Source organism: Foetidibacter luteolus, from assembly GCF_009650435.1.
Lineage (GTDB): Bacteria > Bacteroidota > Bacteroidia > Chitinophagales > Chitinophagaceae > Foetidibacter > Foetidibacter luteolus.
Genome location: NZ_VVIP01000012.1, coordinates 147,703 through 171,759, shown reverse-complemented (window position 1 = coordinate 171,759; position 24,057 = coordinate 147,703). Strand labels below are relative to the sequence as shown.

Sequence of the window (24,057 nt, the reverse complement as noted above, 5' to 3'; positions counted from 1 at the left end):
CCGGGCACCCCGCAAATAAAATTTTGAATACCCCCTGCAGCCATTACTTTTGCGTTGAATTTGGTTCCCGTGTTTTTCCGGGATGAAAAGGGAAGCCGGTTAAAATCCGGCGCTATACCCGTAGCTGTAAGTATAGTGGGTTGTAAGTAGCAGATAGTTGGTTGTAAAGCTCAACATTCGCTACCCCGCCGCCCACCTGCTGAACAAAATACCACTGCTGATGCCGGTAAACATTGCCGCATCAGTGGGAAGGTGTTCAGCAGTAACAAGCCAGAAGACCTGCCAGGTTCACATACAATCGCTGGGCTTTCGGGTGAAAAGCCGGAGATAATGAACTGGCCAGGGAGTAATGGCGCTCCGCTATACCTGCCGTTTATTTTTTCTGCAAATGTTCCGCGGTTACTATTCATCACTTCAACAATCGCGGCGTTGTTCCAGGTAAATCTCTCATACCGGCAAAAACCAACTTACTGCAAAACAGCGGCAGTTATGCTGTTGGTGGCTGTAGTTCACCTGCTGCCTGCTGCCTGCCTGCACGCACAGGATACGGCGCATGTGCTGGATGAAGTGGATGTGCTTTCCAGGAAACTGCCTGCCACCGGTAAATCCGTAGTGCCTGTACAACAGCTAAAAAAAGAAACCATTTCCAATCTTAACAGCCTCTCTGTGGCAGACGCCGTTAAGTATTTTTCCGGTGTGCTGGTAAAAGATTATGGCGGCATTGGTGGCTTAAAAACCGTTTCTGTAAGAAGCCTGGGCGCCAACCATACAGGTGTAATGTATGATGGCATAATGCTGAGCGACGTACAGGGCGGGCAGGTTGACCTTGGTAAAATTTCGGTGGACAATATTGATGAAATAAGCCTCTACAATGCCCAGCCCGGCAACAACCTTTGCCAACCGGCAAGGGCTTATGCCTACGCTTCTGTGCTGCAGTTAAAAACAGGGCTGCCGGCTTTTAAAAGCCCGGAAAAAGTAAAGCTGAATGCGGGCATTAAAACAGGCTCTTTCGGTTTAATTAACCCATCGGCCACTTTGCATTACAAATGGTCAGGCAAACTATACAGCTCTTTAAGCACCGAGTGGCAAAAGATAAAAGGAGAGTATCCCTTTACGCTGGAAAACGGCGACTCCACCAAAACGCTTAACCGCATCAACTCCAACATACATGCCCTGCGGCTGGAACTGGATAACAGGCTTATCATTACCGACAGTAATAAAGTATCCATCAAAGCATACTACTACGATTCAGAAAGGGGTTTGCCCGGCGCGGTAATATTGTACAGCAACGCTTTTTCAGCCCAGCGCCTGTGGGATAAAATCTTTTTCCTGCAAGGCAACTGGCAAAAACAAACGGGCAAAAGCCACTGGCTTTTCAGCGCCAAATACAATTACATCTATAACCACTACCTGGATACGTTGTACCCCAACAGTACAGGCAGGCAGGAGAATGTTTATACCCAAAAAGAGTATTACCTCTCCGGCGCTTATGCTTATCAGGTGCTGCCTTACATGCAGCTTTCTTATGCCGCAGATTTTATAGCCGGAAAAATGCATGCAGACCTGCACAATTTTGCTTACCCTGTAAGGTACACTGTGCTTAACGCGGCAGCAGCACGCTTTACCTGGCCGCGGCTGGAAGTACAGGGCAGCCTGATGCATACCACAGTAAACGAAAACGTAAAAAGCGGCGCCGAACCGGGCAACCAGGGTAGGTTAACGCCAACAGTAGCATTGTCATGGCAACCGGTAGCGGCATTGCCGTTAAGGATAAGGGCTTTTTACAAGAATATCTTCCGCATGCCAACCTTTAACGATTTATACTATACCAACCTGGGCAATACCAACCTGCGGCCCGAATATGCCAAACAGTACAACCTGGGCATTACCTGGCAACAAAATGTAAAAGGTTTTGTACAGGCATTGTCTGTTACAGCGGACGCTTATTATAACCGGGTAACGGATAAAATTGTGGCGGTACCCAGGCAAAACCTTTTCCTGTGGACGATGCTGAACTTTGGCAGGGTTGACATTAAAGGTTTAGACGCCGCGGCACAGCTATACTTTGCGCCCATCGGTAAAGTGCAGCTTTTTTTAAGAGGCAGCTATACCTACCAGCACACGCAGGATTTAAGTACCCCTTCTTCCGATTCGTATAAAGACGAGCTGCCCTACACGCCCAAACATTCAGGCGCTGTAAATGCGGGCATGGAATACAAAGCCATCACAATTAATTACAATGCCCTGTTCTCCGGCAGCAGGTACAGGCTGGGCGATAACATTGCATACAACCGGTTGCCATCCTGGTCAACCCAGGATGTAACTGTTGCTTACCGGTTGCCTGCACAACAGTATGGTGACTGGAAAATAAGCTTCGAGCTTAACAATATCTGGAACACGCAATACGACATTATTAAATACTATCCCATGCCGGGCAGGTCGTTCCGGCTGGGGTTAAACTGTAAACTGTAACAACACAAAAACAATTGTATGAGGAAACATGTATGGAAATGGCTTTTACCGGTTGTACTGCTGATAAACGCCTGTAGCAAAGACGATGATGGGCCTACCCCGCCAGCGGTTAAACCTACCAGTGGGCTTTTTATATTGGGTGAAGGCGCTTTTGGTTCTAACGGCGCTATGGTTACTTACTATGATCTGTCAACTTCAACCGCCTCTGGCGACATTTTTAAGCAGGAAAACGGCATTGCCCTGGGCGATGTAGCCAACGATGCCATTACCTATGGCGCCAAAATGTATATAGCTGTTAACAACAGCAATAAGCTGGTTATTGCCAATGCGCAAACAACCAAATTAATCATCAGCATTTCCATTACCCTGCCCAGGAATATTATCAGCTATAAGGGCAATGTGCTGGTTACCTCGTGGGATAATAAGGTGTCTGTAATTGATACGGCCACTTTAACTGTTACCAAAACCATTAATACAGGCCTTAACCCCGAAGGGCTGGCCATACAAGGCAACTACCTGTATGTAGCTAATTCCGGCGGTCTTAATTTTCCGGACTATGATAAAACCGTATCTGTGATTGATGTAAACACCTGGGCGGAAACCAAAAAAATAACTATTGGCCCTAACCCGCAAAAGGTAGGCATTAACTCACTTGGCCAGGTGCTTGTTTCAAGCTTTGGAGATTATACCCCGGCCAACCCGCCAAAAATTTATATACTGGATGGCAGCAATAACACGCTGAAAGATTCTATTACAACGCCTGTTTCTGACATGACGGTTTTTAACGATACCATCTATGCCTATTACACGGAATACGATGAAAATTTCCAGATAAAAGGCATTCATTACCCGGTTATTGATTCCAAAACAAAAGCCATAGTACGTAATAACTTTATTACAGATGGTACTGTTATAACCTATCCTTATGGAATTAGCGTAGATGAAAGCAATGGAGATGTGTATATTACCGATGCAAAAAATTTCATTAACACGGGTGAAGTGTTTTGCTTTGACAGGAACGGCAAATTGAAATTCAAATTTTCTGTAAGCCCGGCCGTAGGCCCCAAGAAGGTATTGTTCTTACGATAAAACCCCATCGCTTAATGTAATTAAGTTGGGGCTGTCAGCCTGAGCCTGTCGAAGGCGGATTCGTGAAAAAGCAACTTTTGTAACCCCGGTTTCGACAGGCTGAGCCTGACATTAGTTACTTAACCTAATGACATGGCCCATCGCACAAAAGGAAGTATTATGGGCCCGGCTGGAGGAACACATATTAAGCATCGTTGCGTCGCACTCTTGTACTGTTGAATTCGCTACGCAGCTTTGCCCGCAGGATAGTTTTGTTTCTGCCGCCTCCGGCGCCAGAAACTTTGCCAACAGCCTTGCTGCTAACAAAACAAAGAAACATTCAACATTAAACTTTAAACAATACAACCATGTCTGTTCCAAAATTTAACCCGAGAGGCGTAGTACTGGCACTCTTCATTTTTCTGGCAGCCGCGTTAAGGCTGGCCACTAATTTCAATCCAGATTTTGGCCCCCTGGCTTTATTTACACCTTTGGGTGCAATGTCTTTATTTGGCGGCGCTTATTTTAAGGGTAACATTAAGCCTTATGCGTTCCCATTACTTACCCTGCTTATCAGCGACCTGATTCTTTCCTTTACCATTTACGCACCGTATAGAACTGGGTTTCTTTACACCGGATGGTATTGGGTTTATGCTGCATTCGCGTTAATGACGGTGGCAGGCAAATACCTTATTAAAGAAGTGAATGCAAAAACGGTGCTTGCAGGCGTGATAGCCTCTGTACTTATTCATTGGCTTGTAAGCGATATCGGCGGCTGCCTGGCAAATGAGCAACCATCTTTTGGTGTTTACCTGCAACGGCTGGCAGCAGCCCTGCCTTACGAGTTGCGCTTTTTTGCCGGTACCAGCATCTACAGCGTACTCATGTTCGGGCTGTTTGAGTGGATGCAGCGCAGGTACCCTGTTTTGCAAAACGCTTAGGGCTGCATAAAACTATAAGCTTAGTGCTGTCAGCCTGAGCCTGTCGAAGGCGGGGTTTATTAAAATGCTGTTGCCTCACCCGGTTTCGACAAGCTCAACCTGACATTGATTTTGCGAGGCAGCACCCTACTCGCTATTCACCATTCACCACTCACCACATGAAAGCCTGTTCCTTTCTGCCAGCGGTAACGCAAATGATATACGACATGGGCCTGCAGCATTACCTGCATGGCGTAACTTTTGAGTGCCCTTACATGGCATTGCAGGAAAAGCCCAAAGTGGTACGCTGCGTGCTGGAAGGCAAAGCTTACTCAAGCATAGAGATAGACAGGATATTTTCTGCCAGTAAAGCACAGGGTAAAAGCCTGTATTATGTAGATGAAGAGCTATTACAACAAATACAGCCGGATGTAATATTTACCCAGGATGTTTGTGAAGTGTGCCAGATAGATACACAATGCACCGCGGCGGCCGTTGCAAAATTGCAAAAGCAACCATTGATTATTCCGCTTACACCGCAAAACCTGGATGATGTTTATCAAACAGTGGTTACCATAGCAACCGCTTTGGGTGAAGAAGAAAAAGCTTACCAGCATCTATCGGCACTGCAAAAAAGAACAGATGCTATATTAAACACACTGCGCATAAACAGGATGCCATTGAAAAGAGTGTCACTGCTGGAATGGATAGAGCCCATTTACAACTGCGGCCACTGGATACCTTTCCAGGTGGCGCAGGCCGGCGGCATTGATATGCTGAGTAACCCTGCCGGCGATTCCATTGTTACACCCTGGGAAAAGATGGTAAAATACAATCCTGAAGTGCTGGTGATAGCCCCCTGCGGTTTTGATGTGCGCCGCTCTGTTGAAGAAGTGCATTTGCTCAGCCAAAAAACTGAATGGCAGCAATTGCAGGCGGTGCAAACAGGGCAGGTGTACGTGGTGGATTTTGATTTATTTACCCAGCCCAGCGCCTCTACCCTCGTAAATGGCATAGAGATGCTTGCAGCCCTGTTTCACCCGCGGTTGTTTACCATTCCCGGCCACCTGCAGCATAAAGTAAAGAACATTATAAAACAGCAAGCTTATGCCGGCGCATGAAAGCAAAACCTGCCCCCGCTGCCAGCAGGCATTTGAGTGCCGTGTGGGAGATGTTGCCAACTGCCAGTGCAATGGCTTTACATTTACCGCTTATGAAAAAGCGTTTATCGCGGAGCGCTATTCTGACTGCCTGTGTGCAGCCTGCCTGCATGAGCTAAAGAACAAATCTGTGTTGTTCAGGGAGAAATTTTTGAAAGATGGAAACCGGTAAAAAAGCAATGCTAACTTTTATTACAGGCGGCGCCCGCAGCGGTAAAAGTAGCTATGCCCAAAAAGAAGCGCTGGCAATATCTCCCACCCCTGTATATGTAGCCACAGCTAAACGTTATAAAGACGATGCCGAATTTAGCGCCAGGATAAACCGGCACATTGCAGACAGAGACCACCGCTGGACAACTATTGAAGAACAGCTCTATATTCACCAACATGCCCTGGAGGGTAAAGTTGTAGTTATTGATTGTGTAACGCTATGGCTTACCAATTTCTTCTCCCGGTGCAATTATGAAACCCAGCCATCCCTGGATGCTTTTACCAAAGAGATAGATGCACTATTATTAACTGATGCCCGCTTCTTTATCATCAGCAACGAAATAGGCATGGGTGTACATGCTGAAACGGAAGTTGGCCGCAAGTTTACTGACCTGCAGGGATGGGCCAACCAATACCTGGCAGAAAAAGCAGACAAGGCTGTGTTAATGGTAAGCGGGCTGCCTTTGGTACTGAAAGCATAACCTTAACTTGAGTTTTGGATGTCGCATTTACCTGTATTGAATGACACTATTTTACTTTTTTGTCTTGACACAAAAAAGTAACAAAAAAAGTCAAGGAAGAAACGATATACAGCACGTTTCTTCCATTAACCCTGATTAGGCTTTTCTACTACTGTGATTTCAGCAGCAGAATTTTCATGTGCAAGGCATACTAAACCTGATGATGCAGTTAACATAAATGATTCTATCTGATTTTTATTTGTACATATCTGAATATCAGCATAAAAGATCTAAAACTCACGTTAACCTTGTTGATGTTGCATAACGCTTACTCAGAAAGTTTCTGGCGCCGGAGGCGGCAGAAACAAACTATCATGCGGGCAAAGCTGCATAGCGAATCTAACCGCACAAGAGTGCGACGCAACGATGCCTCATAGTAGTTCCTGCTGCCGGGCTCATAATAACACCCCTTCAGGGGACGGGGGTGTTCCTGCTGCCGGGCCAATAAATAAAAAAACCGCAGGCAAAGCCTGCGGCCAAAAAACCAAACGCACCACATTAGTAAATCGTTATGGTATCTCTCCCTATCTGAACAATACGGTCACGATATTTTTTTTCAACCAGTTCATCTATATACATCTCGCATAATTCATGACTGTCGTACTCTTCAAATTCCTTTGCCAGTGCAAGAATGTTTCTTTTGTATTCCACATCGGTAAGTACTTTTTCAACCGCACCCCTCACCTGCATGGGTAAAGGTGTTTCGGTACCCAGGTTAATGCCCAGTTTAAAGTAACCTATACGTGCGTTTATCTCGTTCTTGCCTTCATGCACGCCGGCCACTACCAGCGGTAACTGGTTTTGAATACCCAGCATAACGCCGCCGTAACCGCCATTGGTTACATACACATCCGCATAGGGCATAATATGCTCAAAGGGTATAAAGTCTTCTATAATCAAATTGTTGTGCGGGTAACGCTTTTTAAGCTCTGCCGTTTGGGAGCCACCTGTGGTAGCCACTACCAGGCAATCTTCTGAACCTTTAAACGCTTCCAGGGTAGGCACTAAAAGTTTCTCCACATCCCGCTCTACAGTACCTTGAGTTACTACAATTACTTTCTCGTAACGGTTAAGGCGCTCATCAAACCAGGGGTTGGTTACGTCCTGGGTTAGCGGCAGCAAGGGCCCGATAAACCGTATGTTCTTGCCCATGTCGCTGCGTTTATATTCAAAGCCCGGCGTACCGCTTTGCAGCAATAGTGATGATTTTTTTACCAGCAAATCAAACGCATTCCAGTTGCCGCATTTAATATCGTAACGCCTCATAATCTGGCGCATTAACTGGTTAGGTTTGCGAAACAAAATGTTATCGGCTACAAAGCGCAGCAGGTCTTGCTTTACCTTGCCGAAGAAAGAGGAGGAAGGCATCATACCAAGTCCGCAGGGGGCCAGGTCTTCCGACGTTTCTACCAGCGGAAGTACACCAATGGCAACCACGGGCACATCCAGCTTTTCTTTAACCAGGGGTATGGCAGAAAAACAGTTGTCTGCAATCACAATGTCAAAAGGAAAGCTGTCGTAGATGTTCTTAATGTCTTCAAAATACTCTGTTGAGCGCAGAATGAAGAAATTGATCAGATCAAAATTCAGCTTTGCAACAGTGCCTTTGTGGCTGGCACGCTCTGGAAAAAGCTGGTCAACATCTTTGTCCGCTGGGTCCATTGCCTTTACAAAAGGATAATGTGGAATGTGCATTTTCTGCAGCTTGGCGCCATATTGGGCAGAGCTGTACCAGCGCACATCATGCCCCTGCTTTTGCAGGTATTTCGCCAGCCCTGTTAAGGGGTTAAAATGGCCATCGGCAGGCACATTGGCAAATAGTATGCGGTATTCTTTTGTTACCGCTGAAGGGTGGGGTATTGCCGTACCCATTGAATGTTTTTTCATGGTTAATTTTTTAGAGCAGGGGTATCGCTAAATCAGGATGCAAGTTTAAAACTTACTTTAACGCAGGTCAACCGGCAGGTGTATGAACTGTACCTTTTGACCCGCGGTGTGGACAAATAGCGCCACCAACTGTAAGCAGTTTCAGGATACCGGCGATATATTTACATGGCAGCCCAATTGCGTCGCAAGCACTTCATCGTTCGGTTATTATGGCATCTTTTCAGCCCCCGGATAGCCAGCCCACCATTTACCCCCCTGTAACAAATATTTATGAAACCGGGCATACCAAAGCCCCGGATTAGCCGTTTCTTTACATACCAACTTAGTTCCCAACTTTAGCCGCTCAACTTTACCTGTTTCAAATATTTATCGCTATGGCTGATACTGTACAATCGCTGGCACAGCGGGGAACATACCGTGCTTCTGTATTTACAAAATTTTTATGGTGGCTTTCCACTGCCGAAGAGGAGTTGCTGGAAGAATGCATAATAGACCGTAACCGCTATGCCATAACCGGCATGACTGTTTTAGGCACCTGGCTGTTTGCTACCCTGGCCTGGACTTTCTTTTTTACTACCGTTACCAGTTCTTTGTTTACATCCATACTGCTTGGCCTTTTTATGGGCGGCATTATACTTTGTATTGACCGTGCGCTGATAAAAGGCATTACTGCCGCCAACAAGCAAAAAATCTGGCCGATGCTGTTCCGCGGGTTACTGGCCTGCACCATTGGTTTTTTTATGGCGCAGCCTGCCCTGCTGTACCTGTTTGATAAGGAAGTGCATCTTCAAATTTCGCTGGATAACGAAGGGAAGAAAAGGGTGAAATCCCAACAGCTTGATTCCCTGTACTTGCAGCAAAAGAATTTTCTGCTGGCGCAAAAACAAACCCTGCAGCAACAGGAAACCGGCCGCTACAGCGAGGTATCCGCTGCCCGGGATGCTTTTATTGATGAAACCGACGGAACAGGCGGCAGCAAAAAACCAGGCCTGAAAGATATTGCCCGGGCAAAAGAGTTGCAATACCAAAAGCTGGATGAAGAATACAACCGGCTTCAACAGCAAAATGCACCCCGGCTGCATGCTATTGACAGTTCCCTTGCCGCGATAGAAACAACCAAACACAAAGAGCAACAGGCTTTTGAAGCATTGCTGAACGATGGTTTTCTTACACGTATTGAAGCATTACAGCACCTGGTGCAAAGCAACAGCGCCGTGCAAATACGCTATTACCTGCTGGTAATGCTGCTGATGCTGATTGAGCTGATGCCCGTAATCGCCAAATCGCTGCTGCCCACCGGCACATACGATGAAAAGATCAGGCTGCGTGAAAAAATGGAGAAAACCATGGCCGAAAACAACTATGACAAAGAGTTGGCATTAAAAGAGTTATACAATCAAACCGCTTTTGAACAGGACAGTGCTTTTATCCGACAGTTTTTTGAGCAGGCGGAGGCGGAACGAAAGGAAAAAATGCGCCAACAGATGCAACAGTTTAAAAAAGACGAAAACCGGAGTTTTGACAGCGTTTGGAAACAAATTAAAGAAGGTATGCTGAGCAAACAGGAAAATTAGGCCTTCCTCGCCGGCGTAAACTGGCTAACGCCTTACTACTCAAAGCTCAAGGCCCAAAACTCAAAGCCTGCTATTATTACCTATTTCGACAAACCAAGCTCGCCAATTGCGCTTACCTTTGCGCAAATTTTTTAGTTTATGGCCGATGCAGTCAAGGAGTTTAATGAGTATCGCACCAAAATGAACGAAGTTATCCTTAGCAAGGACAACCTGGTATTAAAACGCCTCTGGAACCTGGACACCAACACTTACGAAGACGGCGCCCTTGACAAACGCACCAAAGAGATGCTGGGCCTGGTAGCCAGCATGGTACTTCGCTGCGATGACTGCATTAAGTACCACCTGGGCAAATGCCACGAACTTGGTATAAATACAGCAGAGCTGTACGAGATATTCGCGGTAGCCAATATTGTTGGCGGTACCATTGTAGTGCCGCATACAAGAAGAGCGGCTGAATATTGGGAAGCTTTGCAAATATCGAACAACCGCTAACTCAACTAAACAACTTAATTTTGATACGCAATTTTTAAAGAAATGAGTGAAACAAGTGTTGCCCTGCCCACATTAACCGCCAAAGATTTTTCCACCGACCAGGAAGTGCGTTGGTGCCCCGGTTGCGGTGATTATTCCATTTTGGCCCAGGTGCAAAAGATTATGCCGGGATTGGGTTTACCCAAAGAAAATATTGTAATCATCAGCGGTATTGGCTGCAGCAGCCGTTTTCCGTATTACATGAATACGTATGGCATGCACTCCATCCACGGGCGTGCTACCGCTGTGGCTACCGGTTTAAAAGCTACCCGGCCAGAGCTGAGTGTTTGGATTGTTACCGGCGACGGTGACGGCCTCAGCATCGGCGGCAACCATACCATACACCTGCTGCGCCGCAACCTGGATGTAAATATCCTCCTGTTCAACAACCAGATATATGGCTTAACCAAGGGGCAATACTCTCCTACCTCAGAAGAAAACAAGGTTACCAAGAGTACTCCCTTTGGCAGCATAGACCATCCGTTTAACCCGCTGGCACTGGCCATGGGTGCGGATGCCAGCTTTATTGCCCGCACCATGGACCGCGACCCCAAACACCTGCAGGCCATGTTAACCCGCTCCTACCAGCACAAGGGCGCCTCCTTCCTGGAAATTTACCAGAACTGCAATATTTTCAACGACGGTGCTTTTGAAATATTCACCGAAAAAAGCAGCAAACCCAACGAGGCTTTGTTCCTGGAGCATGGTAAGCCGCTTGTTTTTGGCGCCGCCCAAAACAAGGGTATCAGGCTGGATGGTTTAAAACCTGTAATAGCAGAGCTGGGCGATGGCATTAGCACAGATGATTTATGGATACACGATGAAAGGGATTTTTACAAAGCCCAGGTTTTGATACGCATGTTTGATGACCCGAGGATAGAAGGCCATTTTCCCCGGCCATTTGGCGTATTTTATGAAAGTGACCGGGCTTGTTACGAAGATGTAATGTGGATGCAGATTGAAGAAACCATAGCCACCAAAGGCCCCGGTAATTTGGATAAACTACTGCGTGGTAAAGAAGTTTGGGAAATTGCTTAGCTCATTTCTTTGTACATAAAAAAGCTGCTCTTGCAAAAGGCAGCTTTTTTTACGTCCATTCGTTATTGTGTGAAACTGAATTTAGATACCAGCGATATAGTTACATAGCATCGCCTGTTGCGTCGCAAGCACTTCATCATTCGGTTTTTCATGGCATCTTTTCAGACCGCGGGCAGAAAAGGTTTCTGACAATATTTGGCTGCAATAACCGAAGCTACTTTGCAAGGCGTTTTGCTTTTTTAAGTTCTGTAAGGCCGAAATGTTAGTAGTTGTAATGATAAGTTGGCAGTGAGCTTCGTAGAAGCAATATCCTTATTTATCCGGGTCTAAAAAAGTCGCCCAATGAACCGAACGATGAACGGATTGCGGCGCAACAGGCGATGCTATGAAATACTATTGCTGGTATCAAAAATTGTTGTTTTACCCGGCCATATTCGCCTGATAAAACTTACAAACAGTATTCATCAGGCAGATTTCGCATTTAGGCTGGGGCCTGCATATTTCACGGCCCAGGAAAGACATAGCCATGCCTGCATCCCAGTCTTTTTGCGGCAAAGCTTCCATTATTTGCTTTTCAATTTTCTTGGGGTCTATGCCGGTAGCAATGCCCAGCCTTGGCGCCACACGCACCACATGCAAGTCAACAATCACTCCTTCTGCGGGTTTGCCGGCCTCCCGTAAAATAACGTTGGCAGATTTGCGGCCAATGCCCGGCAACGCCGTAAGCTCATCCAGGTTAAGGGGAATATTTTTGTCGGCCTTTATCTTTTGAGACATTTCCATCAGCCACTTTATTTTGTTGCCAAAATTGCGCACACTGCCTATAAGCGGGGTAAGCGTTTCCTCCGTAGCCATAGACAGCGCTTTCATATCAGGATAGGCTTCAAAAAACTTTGGGGCCAGTTGGTTAATGTGCCGGTCAGAATCCTGGGCAGACAAAACCACCATTACTACCAGTTGATAAACACTTTCATAGTCCAGCGGGTGCTTTTTGTTCTTGTACTTTTTAAGCAATGGCTTTATGGCCTCTGGCCAGTTTACTTTGGCAGGCATAATTATATGTTTTAAAGAATAAATCTACAAAAAAGCACCAGTTGGCCGCTACCGCGCATCCATTAGAAAAGGCCATATAAAAAATTTGAGTAACCAATCAGTTACGCATATATTTGAATGTATGTTATTCCTTCAAAGCTTAAATACAACATTTTATGAACAGCGAACCATTTGTTATAGAACGTGTATATAACGCCCCTGTATCCAGGGTATGGAAAGCCATTACAGATAAAGACCAGATGAAGCAATGGTATTTCACTCTTCAAGAATTTATTCTCAAAGTTGGCTTTGAATTTTCCTTTGAAGCCGGCAAAGACAACGAAGCTCCGTATGTACACCTTTGCAGGATAACAGAAGTGATAAAGGAAAAGAAACTTGCTTACACCTGGCGTTATAAGGACTATGAAGGGGAGTCGCTGGTAAGTTTTGAATTGTTTGAAGAAGGGGAAAATACACGCTTAAAACTTACCCACACCGGGCTTGAGACATTTCCCAAACACCCCGATTTTGCCAGGGAAAGCTTTTCCGCAGGTTGGACTCACATTATTGGCACTTCTCTTAAAAATTACCTGCAAAAGGCCTGACATCCATTTATTTGCATTGCAGTTACCACAGGATAAGCTGTTACAGCCGTTGATATATAAAGCGGCTGCCCCAAAACCTTTGCTCGGTAGATTAGGATAAAAAAATGAAAGCCGCTTATATTGTCGCAGCACTTTTATGTATGGCAGGTAAAAGCTACACACAGGCAGACAGCCTGCAACAGCAAATAAACCGGGATGTATGGAAACCATTTATTGCCGCTTTTAACCAATTGGATACTGATGGCTTTATGGCCGTGCACAGCAAAAACATGACAAGGGTTATACAGGACGACAGCCTTGTATGGGATTACCAGCAGTACTATAACAGTAACAGGCAAGGCAATGATTACAGCAAAGAGAACCTGAAAGAACGAACGATTGAACTACGCTTTATACAGCGCATGGCCGCAAATGGAAAAGCCTCTAAAGTGGGTTATTACAAAACCTCTTCCGTTGCAAAGGATGGTACAACAAGGGCAGGGTATGGCAAATTTCATGTGCTTTTGCAAAAAGAAAACGGCTTATGGAAAATACTGATGGATGCCGATGCCCACAACAACACTACCGAAGCCATTTTCAATAGCGCAAAGCCTATGTAACAAAATAGTTTTACCTCTTATACCGGCATGCCAATTGTATTACATGAAGTAAAAACTATGGCAAAAGCTGCAAAAAAGAAAGCCGCCAAAAAAGCGGCCACCAAAAAATCAACCAACACTAAAAATAAACTGGGTGTAAAAAACTCGTTGGTCAACAACATAAACGCAAAGAAGAAAAAGGGAACCTCCCGCTCAAAAAAAGATTCAACCATATCTAAAGAGGCATATAAAAAAATGGAAGATAACTGGGGCAAAGACTGATGCCTTATGTCAACAGCGCATGCGCTGTTGTGAGTAATTTTATGGGCCCGGCGATGGAATAAGCAGGAGGCTTTGGTTGCGTCGCACTCTTGTACGTTCTGTTCTCTATGCAGCTTTTCCCGCATTATAGTAGTTGGTTCTGTCGCTTTTACATTTGGTGTGGCAGCAGAATGTTATCCTCATTAACATTATTTGCCAAACCTGTGGGCTGTGTTATCGCTCTTACTCCTGCCAACCCGGGCAACTAATTATAAGCGCCATGCGTATGATTTTTTATCTTTAGCAAAACTGCTGCTATGCCCCGCTATTTTGTTGATCCTGATATTGCCAGTGCCCGTACCATACACACAGATTATTATACTTCACCTGCATCGTTTGAAAGTTCTAAAGAAAAAATATTTGCCCCATCCTGGCAATACATTGGCGATACCGGCAGGGTTACAGCCAATGGCTCTGCCTGGCCTTTTACACTGCTGGAAGATTATATTGATGAGCCTTTGCTGCTTACGAAAGACAAAGATGGCATTGTACGCTGCATGAGCAATGTTTGTACACACCGCGGTAACCTGCTGGTGTATGAACCCTGCAAGCTTAACCAGTTACGTTGCAGGTACCATGGCAGGCAATTTGGCCTGGATGGCAGTTTTACTTCTATGCCGGAGTTTAAGGAAGTAAAGGATTTTCCAACCGCGGAAGATAACCTGCACCAGTTGCCCGTTTTTAGATGGGGCAACCTGCTCTTTGGTTCTCTGCAGCCTGCTGTGGATGGCAGCCAGGTGTTTGGCGATATGCAGCAGCGCATGCACTGGTTTAACATGGATGCCTTGCAGCTACGGGCTGACCTTTGTAAAGATTATACAGTAAAGGCCAACTGGGCGCTTTACTGCGAAAATTACCTGGAAGGCTTTCATATTCCGTTTGTACATGCCGGCTTAAACCAGGTATTGGATTTTGGTGAATACACTACCGAAATTTTCAGGTACAGCAACCTGCAGTTGGGCATTGGTAAAAAAGGCGATAGCTGTTTTGATTTACCAGCTTCATCGCCGGATTACGGCAAAGAAGTAGCCGCCTATTATTTTTGGGTGTTTCCTAACATGATGTTCAATTTTTATCCCTGGGGCTTGTCATTTAACCTGGTACAACCGCTTAGCGTGGATACCTGTAAAGTATCTTTTATAACTTACGTAAACGATGAACCCAAGCTGAATACCGGCGCAGGCAGCGGTCTTGACACTGTTGAACTGGAAGATGAAGAAGTGGTGGAAAATGTGCAGAAAGGCATCCGGTCAAGATTTTACACGCATGGCAGGTACTCCGTAAAAAGAGAGCAGGGCACCCATCATTTCCACTCACTGTTAGCGGAACACATGAATAAGTAACCAACTTTCTTCAATCATCATTAATGTAAAGCTCCGTATCACCCGCACATGAACCAGCCCCCAAAACTTGAGCGAAAATTAGGCCTCTACAGCTGCATAACCATCGTGGCCGGTACCATCATTGGCAGCAGCATTTTTATGAAGCCGGCAGCTATGGCCGGGCAGGCCCATTTGCCGCTGCTGCTGCTGTTAACATGGGTAATTACCGGCGTGGTTTCCATTTTTGGCGGCATGATTATGGCTGAAGTTGGCAGCATGCTGCCGCAAACAGGTGGCCAGTATATTTATTTTCACCACATGTACGGCCGCTTTTTCGCCTTTCTGTTCGGCTGGGCAGGCTTTATCGTAATCAATACAGGCGCTATAGCCGGCATAGCTTTCCTGTTTGCGCAATACGCGGAATACTTTTTTCCGTTGCCGCGTTTTAGTGCGGCTGTGGAGCACTCCGTTTTTTTTACTATCCCTTTTATTGGCAAGTTTTACCTGCTGGAAAACATTGGCATTAAAATGCTGGCAATACTGGTAATATTTTTTATTACCGCCATTAATGCCCGTAGTGTAAAGGGCGGGGCTGCCATACAGGTGGTGTTTACCGTAGTAAAGCTGTTGGCGCTGCTGCTGTTGGTGCTGGGCATCTTTTTTTCCGGCAAAGGAGATTTCAAAAATTTTTATTCCACCTCAGACAATACCCAGTTTTCCACCTGGCAATTGATCACCGGTTTTTTTGCAGCGGCTTCAGGCGCATTATCCGCCTACGATGGCTGGAATGTGCTTGGCTTTATTTCCGGCGAAATAAAACAGCCGCAAAAAAACATTTCCCGGGGCTTATTCATTGGTATCAGTATTTGTATTGCGGCCTACCTGCTTACCACGCAGGCGTATTTATATGTACTGCCGGTGAGTGAAATGAAAACATCATCTCTGATAGCTTCAGATGCTTTTGCAAAAGCGTTTGGTATTGCCGGGGGAGGGTTTGTAGCGGCATTGGTGATGGTGTCAACATTCGGCGGCGCTAACGGCAATATACTGCCATGTGCAAGAATAACCTTTGCGATGGGAGAGGAAGGCAATTTTTTTCGGGTATTCGGTAAAGTACACCCCAGGTACAAAACACCTGCTAATGCATTATGGCTGCAGTTTGCCTGGAGTGCCGTACTTGTAATGACAGGCTCCTTCGATATGCTGTTTGATATGTTTGTATTTATCCAGTGGATATTTTATGGCTTTCTTGGTATCGGTATTTTTATATTAAGAAAGAAAATGAAAGAGGTGGAACGCCCGTACAAAGTATGGGGCTATCCGTATGTGCCATTAATTTTTATTGCTTTTTCCGCCTTCTATTTTGCAGTTACCATCTACAATGACGTCAGCAATTTTATCTCCGGCCAAACCCGTGTGATTAATTCATTGTTCGGGCTGGCGCTATGTTTTGCAGGTGTGCCTTTTTACTGGTACTGCAAAAGGCGGTATAAAAATAATTAGTAAAAAATATCGACTTTACGCAGTATACTACAGCAATCTTCTTAATGCTTCCGCACCGGGCAGTATTTTTTTCATTTTTTTGGGCACATCGGGGTAGTTTTATAAGTGGCTACACCCATAGCTTTATCTATGGTTTTAAAGGAGTACTCTACAATGGTGTCGCTTTTTTCTTTGAATAAAATAAGCTTTATGCTATAAACACATTATTTACGAAACGGTTGTCAGCAAAGGGTTTCAGCAATGTGATAATTGGGCAGTTGGCAACTGCCCAAATTCAAACACTTGTGGTAAGCAACAAAAAACTGCCCATACGGCATCACATTAAAAGGCTAAAAAACAATTTTCAAGCCTTCCATAAAAAACCAAAAGGAAGCAGTAATTGCCTCCTTTTTAGCTTCATACTATCAAACTCTATTTATCAGGTATGGCCGCACCCTTTTCAATCCACTCCTTCACTTTGGCTACAAATTCTTCATGTGTCATGGGTAGCCTGCTGCGGCCTTCCAATGGTATAAAACTGTTTAGCACCAGCGGTTCTACTTCTACGTGGTGTATCATGTCTTTCTCAAAATCCTTAAACCCTGTGTAATGGTTATCCTTAAAATGTGTGGCCAGTTCTTTGGGGCTCATACCCTGAAAGATCATTTTATGTTTGGCAGGTGGCATAGCCCAACCCGGGCTGCCGGGTGGCATATCAGCGCCGGGCAGGTTGGCATCCTGGTGGCAGTTTTTACATTTTAATGCATACAGGCCTTTGCCATCGGTACCACGTGTTACGTTCTGCGCATGTATATGGCTGTCATCGCCCTGCAAAGGTGCATCGCCGCTTGGGTGACAGTTCATACAACGCGGATGCATAAACACGGTATACGCTGCAAGAAAAGCATCCTTGGATTCCTGCTCTCTTCTTGCCGCATCATCTTTACCATCTGCAACTTTTTCATAGGTTTCTTTTTCGGGCTCTTCTTTTATGCGCAATGGCTGTGCCACGGCGGTTAAAAACCCGGTGGCAAGGGCTACATAAACTATACGCCTTACAAGCTTACCCGGTTGATTCGTATTTTTTTCCATACCAATTTGTTTGATAATGGTTGTTTTAATTAAAAGAATTTTTTAGATACCAGCAGTTGTTTTTTATGGAATCGCCTGTTGCAAACATGGTTTTGTTATTATTTGGTCTTTCAGTGAAAGAACAAATAATAATCAAGCACTTCATCGTTCCGTTCATTGGGCGGCTGCAGGCTGTGGGTTAAACAGGTTTACCAGCACAAACAGCTTTGTTTGTAAAGCGTTAAGCCCCCTTTATGGGGTTGAGGCTTTCGCTGCCCTGTGTATCGCCTTCCTGATTCTCTGGTAAGTACCGCACCGGCAAATATTACCTGCCATACCGTAATCAATATCTTCATCAGTAGGGTGAGGTTTTTCACGTAACAATACGGCTGCTGCCATAATCTGGCCGCTTTGGCAATAACCACATTGAGGCACTTCTTCTGCCGTCCATGCGTCGCGGAGGCGCTGCGCAATGTCATCATTAAGCCCTTCGATGGTGATGATGTTTTTACCTGCCGCCCTTGATAAAGGCGTTACACAACTGCGTACAGCATTGCCATCCATGTGCACAGTGCATGCGCCGCATTGTGCCATGCCACAACCAAACTTGGTACCGGTAAGCTCCAGGTTTTCGCGGAGGGCCCATAACAGGGGCATATCCGGGCTGGCATCTACCTCATAATTTTTGCCGTTTACTTTAAGACTTATCATAGAAATTTTTTGATGGTAAGTTGAATTTTATTCCGCTTAACTGTCGCCATAAAAAACCGAACGATGAACGTAGTGCGACGCAACAGGCGATGCCATGAAAAACTATAGCCGGTCACCAACCTCGTCTTATTCCCTTTACAAAGAAAAGGGAGCCATAATACCTACGTTGTCTTACGCACATCTGCCGGAAACGGCATTTTGCGCAACCTGTTTTTGGTAAGTACAAACACCGCATTGGCTACGGCGGGTGCAGTGGGGGGAACGCCAGGCTCGCCCACACCGCCCATAGTGTCTGTACTTTCTATAATATGGGTTTCTACCACCGGCGCTTCGTTAATGCGCATGATTTTATAATCGTGAAAGTTGCGCTGTTTTACACGCCCGTTTTCAAAACTGATATCGCCATAGAATGCGGAAGTAAGCGCAAACACCACGCTGCCTTCCATCTGCGCCTTTATGGTATCAGGGTTTATGGTGGGGCCACAATCAATAGCACAAACCACTTTGTGCACTTTTATTTTGCCTGTGGCGGTAACAGATACTTCGGCCACCTGTGCGATAAAGCTTTTGAAAGATTCATGAACAGCTATGCCCCTTGCCCTGCCGGCGGGAAGCGCTGTACCCCAGCCTGCTTTTTTAGCGGCAACATCCAGCACATTGCGTAACCTTGGATGTTTATCCATAAGTGAGCGCCGGTATTGGTACGGGTCTTTGCCTGCAGCAAAAGCAAGCTCATCAATAAAACATTCTTTGGCAAACGCAGTATAGCTGTGGCCAACGGAGCGCATCCATAGGGTGGGTACAGCCTCTGTGCCACGGTGCCATTCTATTTGCAGGTTAGGCACTTCGTAGGGCAATTCGGTGGCGCCCTCTACGGCAATCATATCCACGCCATTTTTTACAGCCATTTGCTCCATCGGTGTGCCAATCATAAAGCTTTGGCAAACTACCCTGTGCAGCCAGCTTAGCGGCTTACCATCGGCACCCAGGCTGCCAATCATTTTATGGTGAGAGAACTGGCGATAGTAACCACCCCGCACATCATCCTCCCGGCTCCACATTACCTTAACCGGTTTGGCAATAGCTTTAGATACCTGCACTGCTTCAGCGGCGATATGACCATCCATAATTGCCCGACGGCCAAAGGCACCGCCCAGCAGCATGGTGTGTATTTTAACCTGCTCCGGCTTTAGCCCAGTAATGCCTGCCGCAACCATCTGGTCAATGGTTTGGGCCTGAGTGCCGATGTAAATATCACAGCCATCTGCACGTACATCCGCCACGCAGTTGAGTGGCTCCATCTGTGCATGGTTAAGGTAGGGTGTCTCATACTCAACATCCAGCGCTTTAGCTGCACCGGTAACGGCACTAACATCTCCTTCTTTTAACGCCACCGATCCAGGCTTGTTAGCCATTTCCTTATACAGCTTACGTTGTTCAACGCTATCCAGTAACGGGCCATCTTCCCATTCCACTTCCAGGGCTTCCCGGCCTTGTTTTGCCGCCCAGTAACCAGTAGCCACTACGGCAACGCCACGGTCTATTTGCACCACCTGCTGCACACCGGGAACAGCTTTGGCTTTATCCGCATTAAAGCTTTTTACCTTGCCTCCGAACACCGGTGGCCTTTGTATTACAGCTACCAGCATGCCTGGTATTTTAACATCCATACCAAAAATGCCTTCGCCATTGGTTTTTTCTTTGGTGTCTAGCCGTTTAACCGGTTTGCCGATATATTTGAAGTCTTTAGGGTCTTTTAGTTTTACATCGGTAGGGGGCGTAATGCCCTGCGCGGCTTCTACCAAATCTCCATAAGATATTTTTTTACCGGAGCTATGCAGCACAAAACCATCCTTTGCAGTACAGCCGGCTGCAGGCACATTCCATTTTTTGGCTGCCGCTTCAATCATGATGGCCCTTGCTGATGCGCCTACTTTGCGCAGCCTTTCCCACTCGGAATAAGCGGAGGCGCTGCCCCCGGTAAGCTGCATGCCAAAACCGGGGTTAAAATAGTCCTGGTGGGCCGGCGCAGCTTCTACCACTATCTTGCTCCAGTCTGCATCCATTTCATCGGCTATTAACTGGCTCATGGCGGTGTAAGTGCCCTGGCCCATTTCAGAATGGCCACATAAAATTTTGATGGAATTATCCGCATTGATGCGTATGAATGCATTGGGCGCACAGGTGGCAGGTGCAGGCGGTACACGTTTTAGGCCCTTACCTAAGGCAGGCATATAAAAGCTTAACAGCAGCCCGCCACCGGCCAATGCACCGGTTTGCAGGAACTTCCGCCGGTTGACAGTAGTATTGTCGTTCATGAGTTTCTTTATTTACAATAATATGTTTTGTTACAAGCTTAGAAGAAAAACAGAGGGAATAGCAGTTGATACGAATAACGCCACAGGCCGGCAAATCACGTACGTAAGTTAGAATATTTTATAGCTGAAACCAAACCGCGGTTATTTTTTACTGCGCCAAAAATTTCAGTGCCGCATATTTACCTTATTATAAATATTGCGTATGTAGTTGATGGCTGTATAAAAAAATCAGCCGGTTGCAATTACAGGCAGGCTGTACATAAACCACAACTTTGGCAATTGAAGAAAACATTTACTGATATATTATCCATTTTAAACAAAAGGGAGCGTAAACATTTCTGGGTTTCCGCCCTGCTTAGTTTTTTGCTCAGCGTTGCCGACATACTTTCGCTGGCATTGTTGTTTTATGTAGTAAGCTTATATACTTCCTCAGCCATAAACTATAAAATTTCCCTGCCGCTTAAAAGCCCGTTTGAAAAAAACGGGTTGCTGGCTGCCGGGCTGCTGCTTCTTGTTTTCGCAGCCAAAAGCTGGGGCAGTTACAGGCTGTACCAGTTTCAATACCGGCTTGTAAGCCGGGTAGTATCCAGGATTTCAGCGGCAAGGCTAAAGCGGCACTTGTATGGCAGTTATAACAACCATGTTACTGTAGATAACGCGGTGCTTGTTAGAAGAATACTGTACCAGCCTATTGAATTCGGCAGCTATCTTTTATCCGGCTTTCAGCAGATTATAGCCGAGTGCATGCTTATTGTGCTTGTGATTACGGCTTTGCTGTTGTATGATGCAAGCCTGCTGCTAAGCGTATCCTTTACGCTTGCACCGGCAATAGCTGTTATTACTTTTATTAACAGGAAAAAACTGCAGGCCATAAGAGCGAACATTAAAACCGTAAATGAACAAACACTGCAATACCTTAACGAAGCCTTGAGCGGTTTTACAGACAGCAATGTGTATGGCAAAAACGAAGCTTTTGCGGGCCGGTATGCAAGGTTGCAGGGCCGGTTGAACAGGTACATAGCGGATATACAGGTAACCCAGGGACTGCCCTCCCGCTTTTTTGAATTGTTTTCTGTATTTGGCTTATGCGTTTTAATTGCATACAGCCTGGTGCTTAAAGAAAACGGACAAACGGCAATTATAACCATCGGTGCTTTTGTTGCCGCGGCATATAAAATTATACCGGGCATCTCCCGGATTATTAACCTTAAAAACATGCTGCGCACTTACAGCTATGTGTTGCCTGACCTTACGGTTGAAGAAACGCCTTCACCTACCCCTATACCGCACTACCCCCATATACATAGAATTGAGCTTTCCGGCATTCATCTTTCCTACGATAATAAACAGGTACTCCACGGCTTAACAGCGGTTATTGAAACAGGAAAACTTACCGGTGTAAAAGGTGATTCAGGAAAAGGTAAAAGCAGCATGCTCAACATGCTGCTTGGCTTTGTTGAGCCTGAAAAGGGTGATATACTTTTTAACGGCACAGCAACAACAGCAGAGCAAAGAAGGCAATGGCAAACACAGGTGGCCTATGTTAAACAGCAGGCTTTTGTATTACATGAATCTATCCGCGATAACATTGTTTTGTTTGAGGAAGACCATGATGCCTGCAGGCTTGCATGCGCTGTAGAAAAAGCGGGCCTGCATGAGTTTGTCAACCAGTTTAAGGAAGGGCCGCAGCATGTTATTTCCGAAGATGGAAAGAACATCAGTGGTGGGCAAAAACAACGCATAGCTATTGCCAGGGCATTGTATAAAAATGCATCGGTTATCATTTTGGATGAGCCTTTTAACGAACTGGATGAAGCATCTGAAACAGCATTGCTACAGTATTTTAAGCAGCTTGCCGCACAGGGCAAAATGGTTATACTGGTAACACACAACAGTAATAGCCTGGCAGGCTGCGATACACTAATCAACTTAAATGAAAACTAAAACACTCTGCATATTTTCACCGGCTTTTCCTGACAAAGCAGAGCCCGGCTGGTTGCCGCCCGTACAGGTATTTATAAAGGCGCTCAACAGAAATTTTCCCCAATTAAAATTGGTAATCTTCGCTTTTCAATATCCCTACAGTACCAGCCCTTATACCTGGGAAGGGAATATGGTTATTCCTTTTAACGGTATGCACAAAGACAAAGTGGCAAGGCTGTTAATGTGGCTGCGCATAGCACGCAGGTTTTATGCAGTTCAAAAGACAGAAAATATTATTGGCATATTAAGCCTTTGGTGTGGGGAATGTGCCTTTATGGCCCAATACCTTGCAAAACTGTTTTCCATAAAACACCGCTGCTGGATTTTAGGTCAGGATGCCCGGGCATTAAACCCCTACGTAAAACGCATTAAGCCAAAGCCGGGTATGCTGGCAGCTATCTCAGATTTTGTGCGGGAGGAATTTTACCGCAATCATCATGTACTGCCGGAACATGTAGTTACCAATGGTATTGATACTGCCATGTTTGATGAAATGCCTGCTGCAAAAGATATTGATGTGATTGGCCTGGGTAGTATGAGTTTTTTAAAGCAGTACAACCTCTTTGTTGAAATAATAGCACAAATAAAAAAATCACTGCCGGGCATAAAAGCCATGCTTTGTGGCGATGGTGAGGCCATGGAACAATTAAAAGCACTTATACAGGCAAATGCACTTACATCAAACATAGAATTAACCGGTACGCTGCAACAATACCAGGGATTAAAGATGATGCAAAGGGCAAAAATACTCTTGCACCCTTCCTCTTATGAAGGCTTTAGCACGGCCTGTCTTGAAGCCTTGTTTGCCGGGGCACATGTAGTTAGTTTTTGCAAGCCTATGCGTCACGATATCCCTCACTGGCATATTGTTACCAGCAAAGAGGAAATGCTGCAAAAAGTTTTTGATTTACTTGCCACACCGGGTATCCCTTTTACACCGGTGCTTGCATATTCAATAGACGACAGTGCTAAACAAATGATGCGTTTGTTTGATTATCCGTAACGTAGTAGATAAATCAGGGGGTGCCCCTCGTGCCTCGGGTCGGGCTTTCCGCTATTACTCCGCCGCAAAGCCTCCGCACAATACCTTCAGCGGGGTAGCCGCTTCAATCCCTCACCCGTTGGTATAAAGTTAAGCTGTCAGCCTGAGCCTGCCGAAGGCGATTGATGAAAAAGCGCCGTACATAACCCGGTTTCGACAAGCTCAACCTGACATTCGTTTCCTTAACTTAATGACATTACCCCTTACCCTG

The 24,057-nt window shown here is 45.7% G+C and carries 22 protein-coding genes and 1 riboswitch; of the genes, 17 read left to right on the top strand and 5 right to left on the bottom strand.

Annotated elements, in window-relative coordinates; translation table 11 throughout:
- The first annotated feature begins 44 nt into the window (after positions 1 to 44).
- Positions 45 to 301: riboswitch (cobalamin riboswitch) on the top strand.
- 29 nt (positions 302 to 330) lie between these two features.
- From F0364_RS03700 to F0364_RS03670, 7 genes are all read left to right on the top strand, one after another.
- Positions 331 to 2,472 carry a TonB-dependent receptor plug domain-containing protein gene (locus tag F0364_RS03700; RefSeq protein ID WP_153796401.1) on the top strand — a complete coding sequence of 714 codons (2,142 nt, stop codon included), beginning with the start codon at positions 331 to 333 and terminating at the stop codon, positions 2,470 to 2,472.
- An 18-nt stretch (positions 2,473 to 2,490) separates the two neighbouring features.
- Positions 2,491 to 3,561, top strand: coding sequence for a YncE family protein (locus tag F0364_RS03695; protein WP_153796400.1), 1,071 nt, complete (start codon positions 2,491 to 2,493; stop codon positions 3,559 to 3,561).
- 127 nt (positions 3,562 to 3,688) lie between these two features.
- The gene (locus F0364_RS03690; RefSeq protein ID WP_153796399.1) at positions 3,689 to 3,928 is read left to right on the top strand and encodes a hypothetical protein; all 240 of its coding nucleotides are present in this window, start codon (positions 3,689 to 3,691) and stop codon (positions 3,926 to 3,928) included.
- Positions 3,909 to 4,481, top strand: coding sequence for a DUF6580 family putative transport protein (locus F0364_RS03685; protein ID WP_153796398.1), 573 nt, complete (start codon positions 3,909 to 3,911; stop codon positions 4,479 to 4,481). The genes F0364_RS03690 and F0364_RS03685 overlap by 20 nt, the downstream gene beginning before the upstream one ends.
- A 158-nt stretch (positions 4,482 to 4,639) precedes the next feature.
- Positions 4,640 to 5,581 carry an ABC transporter substrate-binding protein gene (locus tag F0364_RS03680; protein ID WP_153796397.1) on the top strand — a complete coding sequence of 314 codons (942 nt, stop codon included), beginning with the start codon at positions 4,640 to 4,642 and terminating at the stop codon, positions 5,579 to 5,581.
- On the top strand, positions 5,568 to 5,792 hold the full coding sequence (locus F0364_RS03675) for a cysteine-rich CWC family protein (protein ID WP_153796396.1): 225 nt from the start codon (positions 5,568 to 5,570) through the stop codon (positions 5,790 to 5,792). The genes F0364_RS03680 and F0364_RS03675 overlap by 14 nt, the downstream gene beginning before the upstream one ends.
- Positions 5,779 to 6,312: a bifunctional adenosylcobinamide kinase/adenosylcobinamide-phosphate guanylyltransferase gene (locus F0364_RS03670; protein ID WP_235921004.1), complete on the top strand. Its 534-nt coding sequence runs from the start codon at positions 5,779 to 5,781 to the stop codon at positions 6,310 to 6,312. The genes F0364_RS03675 and F0364_RS03670 overlap by 14 nt, the downstream gene beginning before the upstream one ends.
- A gap of 537 nt (positions 6,313 to 6,849) precedes the next feature.
- On the opposite strand, the gene F0364_RS03665 is transcribed toward F0364_RS03670, so the two are convergent.
- Entirely contained in the window at positions 6,850 to 8,238 is a 1,389-nt protein-coding gene (locus tag F0364_RS03665; RefSeq protein WP_235921003.1) for a glycosyltransferase, read from the bottom strand.
- Positions 8,239 to 8,612: 374 nt separating this feature from the next.
- On the opposite strand from F0364_RS03665, the gene F0364_RS03660 reads away from it, so the two are divergent.
- The 3 genes from F0364_RS03660 to F0364_RS03650 all read left to right on the top strand — a co-directional run bounded on the left by F0364_RS03660 (position 8,613) and on the right by F0364_RS03650 (position 11,381).
- Positions 8,613 to 9,812, top strand: coding sequence for a DUF4407 domain-containing protein (locus F0364_RS03660; protein WP_153796395.1), 1,200 nt, complete (start codon positions 8,613 to 8,615; stop codon positions 9,810 to 9,812).
- 138 nt (positions 9,813 to 9,950) lie between these two features.
- Positions 9,951 to 10,304, top strand: a complete 354-nt coding sequence (locus F0364_RS03655; protein WP_153796394.1) for a carboxymuconolactone decarboxylase family protein — start codon at positions 9,951 to 9,953, stop codon at positions 10,302 to 10,304.
- Positions 10,305 to 10,346: 42 nt separating this feature from the next.
- Positions 10,347 to 11,381, top strand: coding sequence for a 2-oxoacid:ferredoxin oxidoreductase subunit beta (locus F0364_RS03650; RefSeq protein ID WP_153796393.1), 1,035 nt, complete (start codon positions 10,347 to 10,349; stop codon positions 11,379 to 11,381).
- Between the two features lie 420 nt (positions 11,382 to 11,801).
- Here the strand turns inward: F0364_RS03650 and F0364_RS03645 are convergent, their stop codons facing one another.
- Positions 11,802 to 12,434, bottom strand: coding sequence for an endonuclease III domain-containing protein (locus F0364_RS03645; protein WP_153796392.1), 633 nt, complete (start codon positions 12,432 to 12,434; stop codon positions 11,802 to 11,804).
- 155 nt (positions 12,435 to 12,589) lie between these two features.
- Here F0364_RS03645 and F0364_RS03640 point away from each other — a divergent pair, with 155 nt between their 5' ends.
- The 5 genes from F0364_RS03640 (at position 12,590) to F0364_RS03620 (ending at position 16,742) form a co-directional block, all read left to right on the top strand.
- Positions 12,590 to 13,018, top strand: coding sequence for an SRPBCC family protein (locus F0364_RS03640; RefSeq protein WP_153796391.1), 429 nt, complete (start codon positions 12,590 to 12,592; stop codon positions 13,016 to 13,018).
- Between the two features lie 104 nt (positions 13,019 to 13,122).
- On the top strand, positions 13,123 to 13,617 hold the full coding sequence (locus F0364_RS03635; RefSeq protein ID WP_153796390.1) for a nuclear transport factor 2 family protein: 495 nt from the start codon (positions 13,123 to 13,125) through the stop codon (positions 13,615 to 13,617).
- Positions 13,618 to 13,674: 57 nt separating this feature from the next.
- Positions 13,675 to 13,878, top strand: coding sequence for a hypothetical protein (locus tag F0364_RS03630; RefSeq protein WP_153796389.1), 204 nt, complete (start codon positions 13,675 to 13,677; stop codon positions 13,876 to 13,878).
- Positions 13,879 to 14,174: 296 nt separating this feature from the next.
- Positions 14,175 to 15,260 (top strand): aromatic ring-hydroxylating oxygenase subunit alpha, encoded by a 1,086-nt coding sequence (locus F0364_RS03625; protein WP_153796388.1) that lies wholly within the window; start codon positions 14,175 to 14,177, stop codon positions 15,258 to 15,260.
- 48 nt (positions 15,261 to 15,308) lie between these two features.
- On the top strand, positions 15,309 to 16,742 hold the full coding sequence (locus F0364_RS03620; RefSeq protein WP_153796387.1) for an APC family permease: 1,434 nt from the start codon (positions 15,309 to 15,311) through the stop codon (positions 16,740 to 16,742).
- A 411-nt stretch (positions 16,743 to 17,153) separates the two neighbouring features.
- Here F0364_RS03620 and F0364_RS03615 read toward each other — a convergent pair whose 3' ends face one another.
- The 3 genes from F0364_RS03615 to F0364_RS03605 all read right to left on the bottom strand — a co-directional run bounded on the left by F0364_RS03615 (position 17,154) and on the right by F0364_RS03605 (position 20,821).
- Positions 17,154 to 17,813 carry a hypothetical protein gene (locus F0364_RS03615; protein WP_153796386.1) on the bottom strand — a complete coding sequence of 220 codons (660 nt, stop codon included), beginning with the start codon at positions 17,811 to 17,813 and terminating at the stop codon, positions 17,154 to 17,156.
- A 231-nt stretch (positions 17,814 to 18,044) separates the two neighbouring features.
- Complete coding sequence (locus F0364_RS03610) at positions 18,045 to 18,503, bottom strand: (2Fe-2S)-binding protein (RefSeq protein WP_153796385.1); 459 nt, start codon at positions 18,501 to 18,503, stop codon at positions 18,045 to 18,047.
- A gap of 161 nt (positions 18,504 to 18,664) precedes the next feature.
- Positions 18,665 to 20,821, bottom strand: coding sequence for a xanthine dehydrogenase family protein molybdopterin-binding subunit (locus F0364_RS03605; RefSeq protein WP_153796384.1), 2,157 nt, complete (start codon positions 20,819 to 20,821; stop codon positions 18,665 to 18,667).
- A 279-nt stretch (positions 20,822 to 21,100) separates the two neighbouring features.
- On the opposite strand from F0364_RS03605, the gene F0364_RS03600 reads away from it, so the two are divergent.
- Together F0364_RS03600 and F0364_RS03595 are read left to right on the top strand one after the other, a co-directional pair.
- Complete coding sequence (locus tag F0364_RS03600; RefSeq protein ID WP_153796383.1) at positions 21,101 to 22,765, top strand: ATP-binding cassette domain-containing protein; 1,665 nt, start codon at positions 21,101 to 21,103, stop codon at positions 22,763 to 22,765.
- A complete protein-coding gene (locus tag F0364_RS03595) occupies positions 22,755 to 23,807 on the top strand; it encodes a glycosyltransferase family 4 protein (protein WP_153796382.1) in 1,053 nt (350 codons plus the stop codon). The genes F0364_RS03600 and F0364_RS03595 overlap by 11 nt, the downstream gene beginning before the upstream one ends.
- Positions 23,808 to 24,057 lie beyond the last annotated feature (250 nt).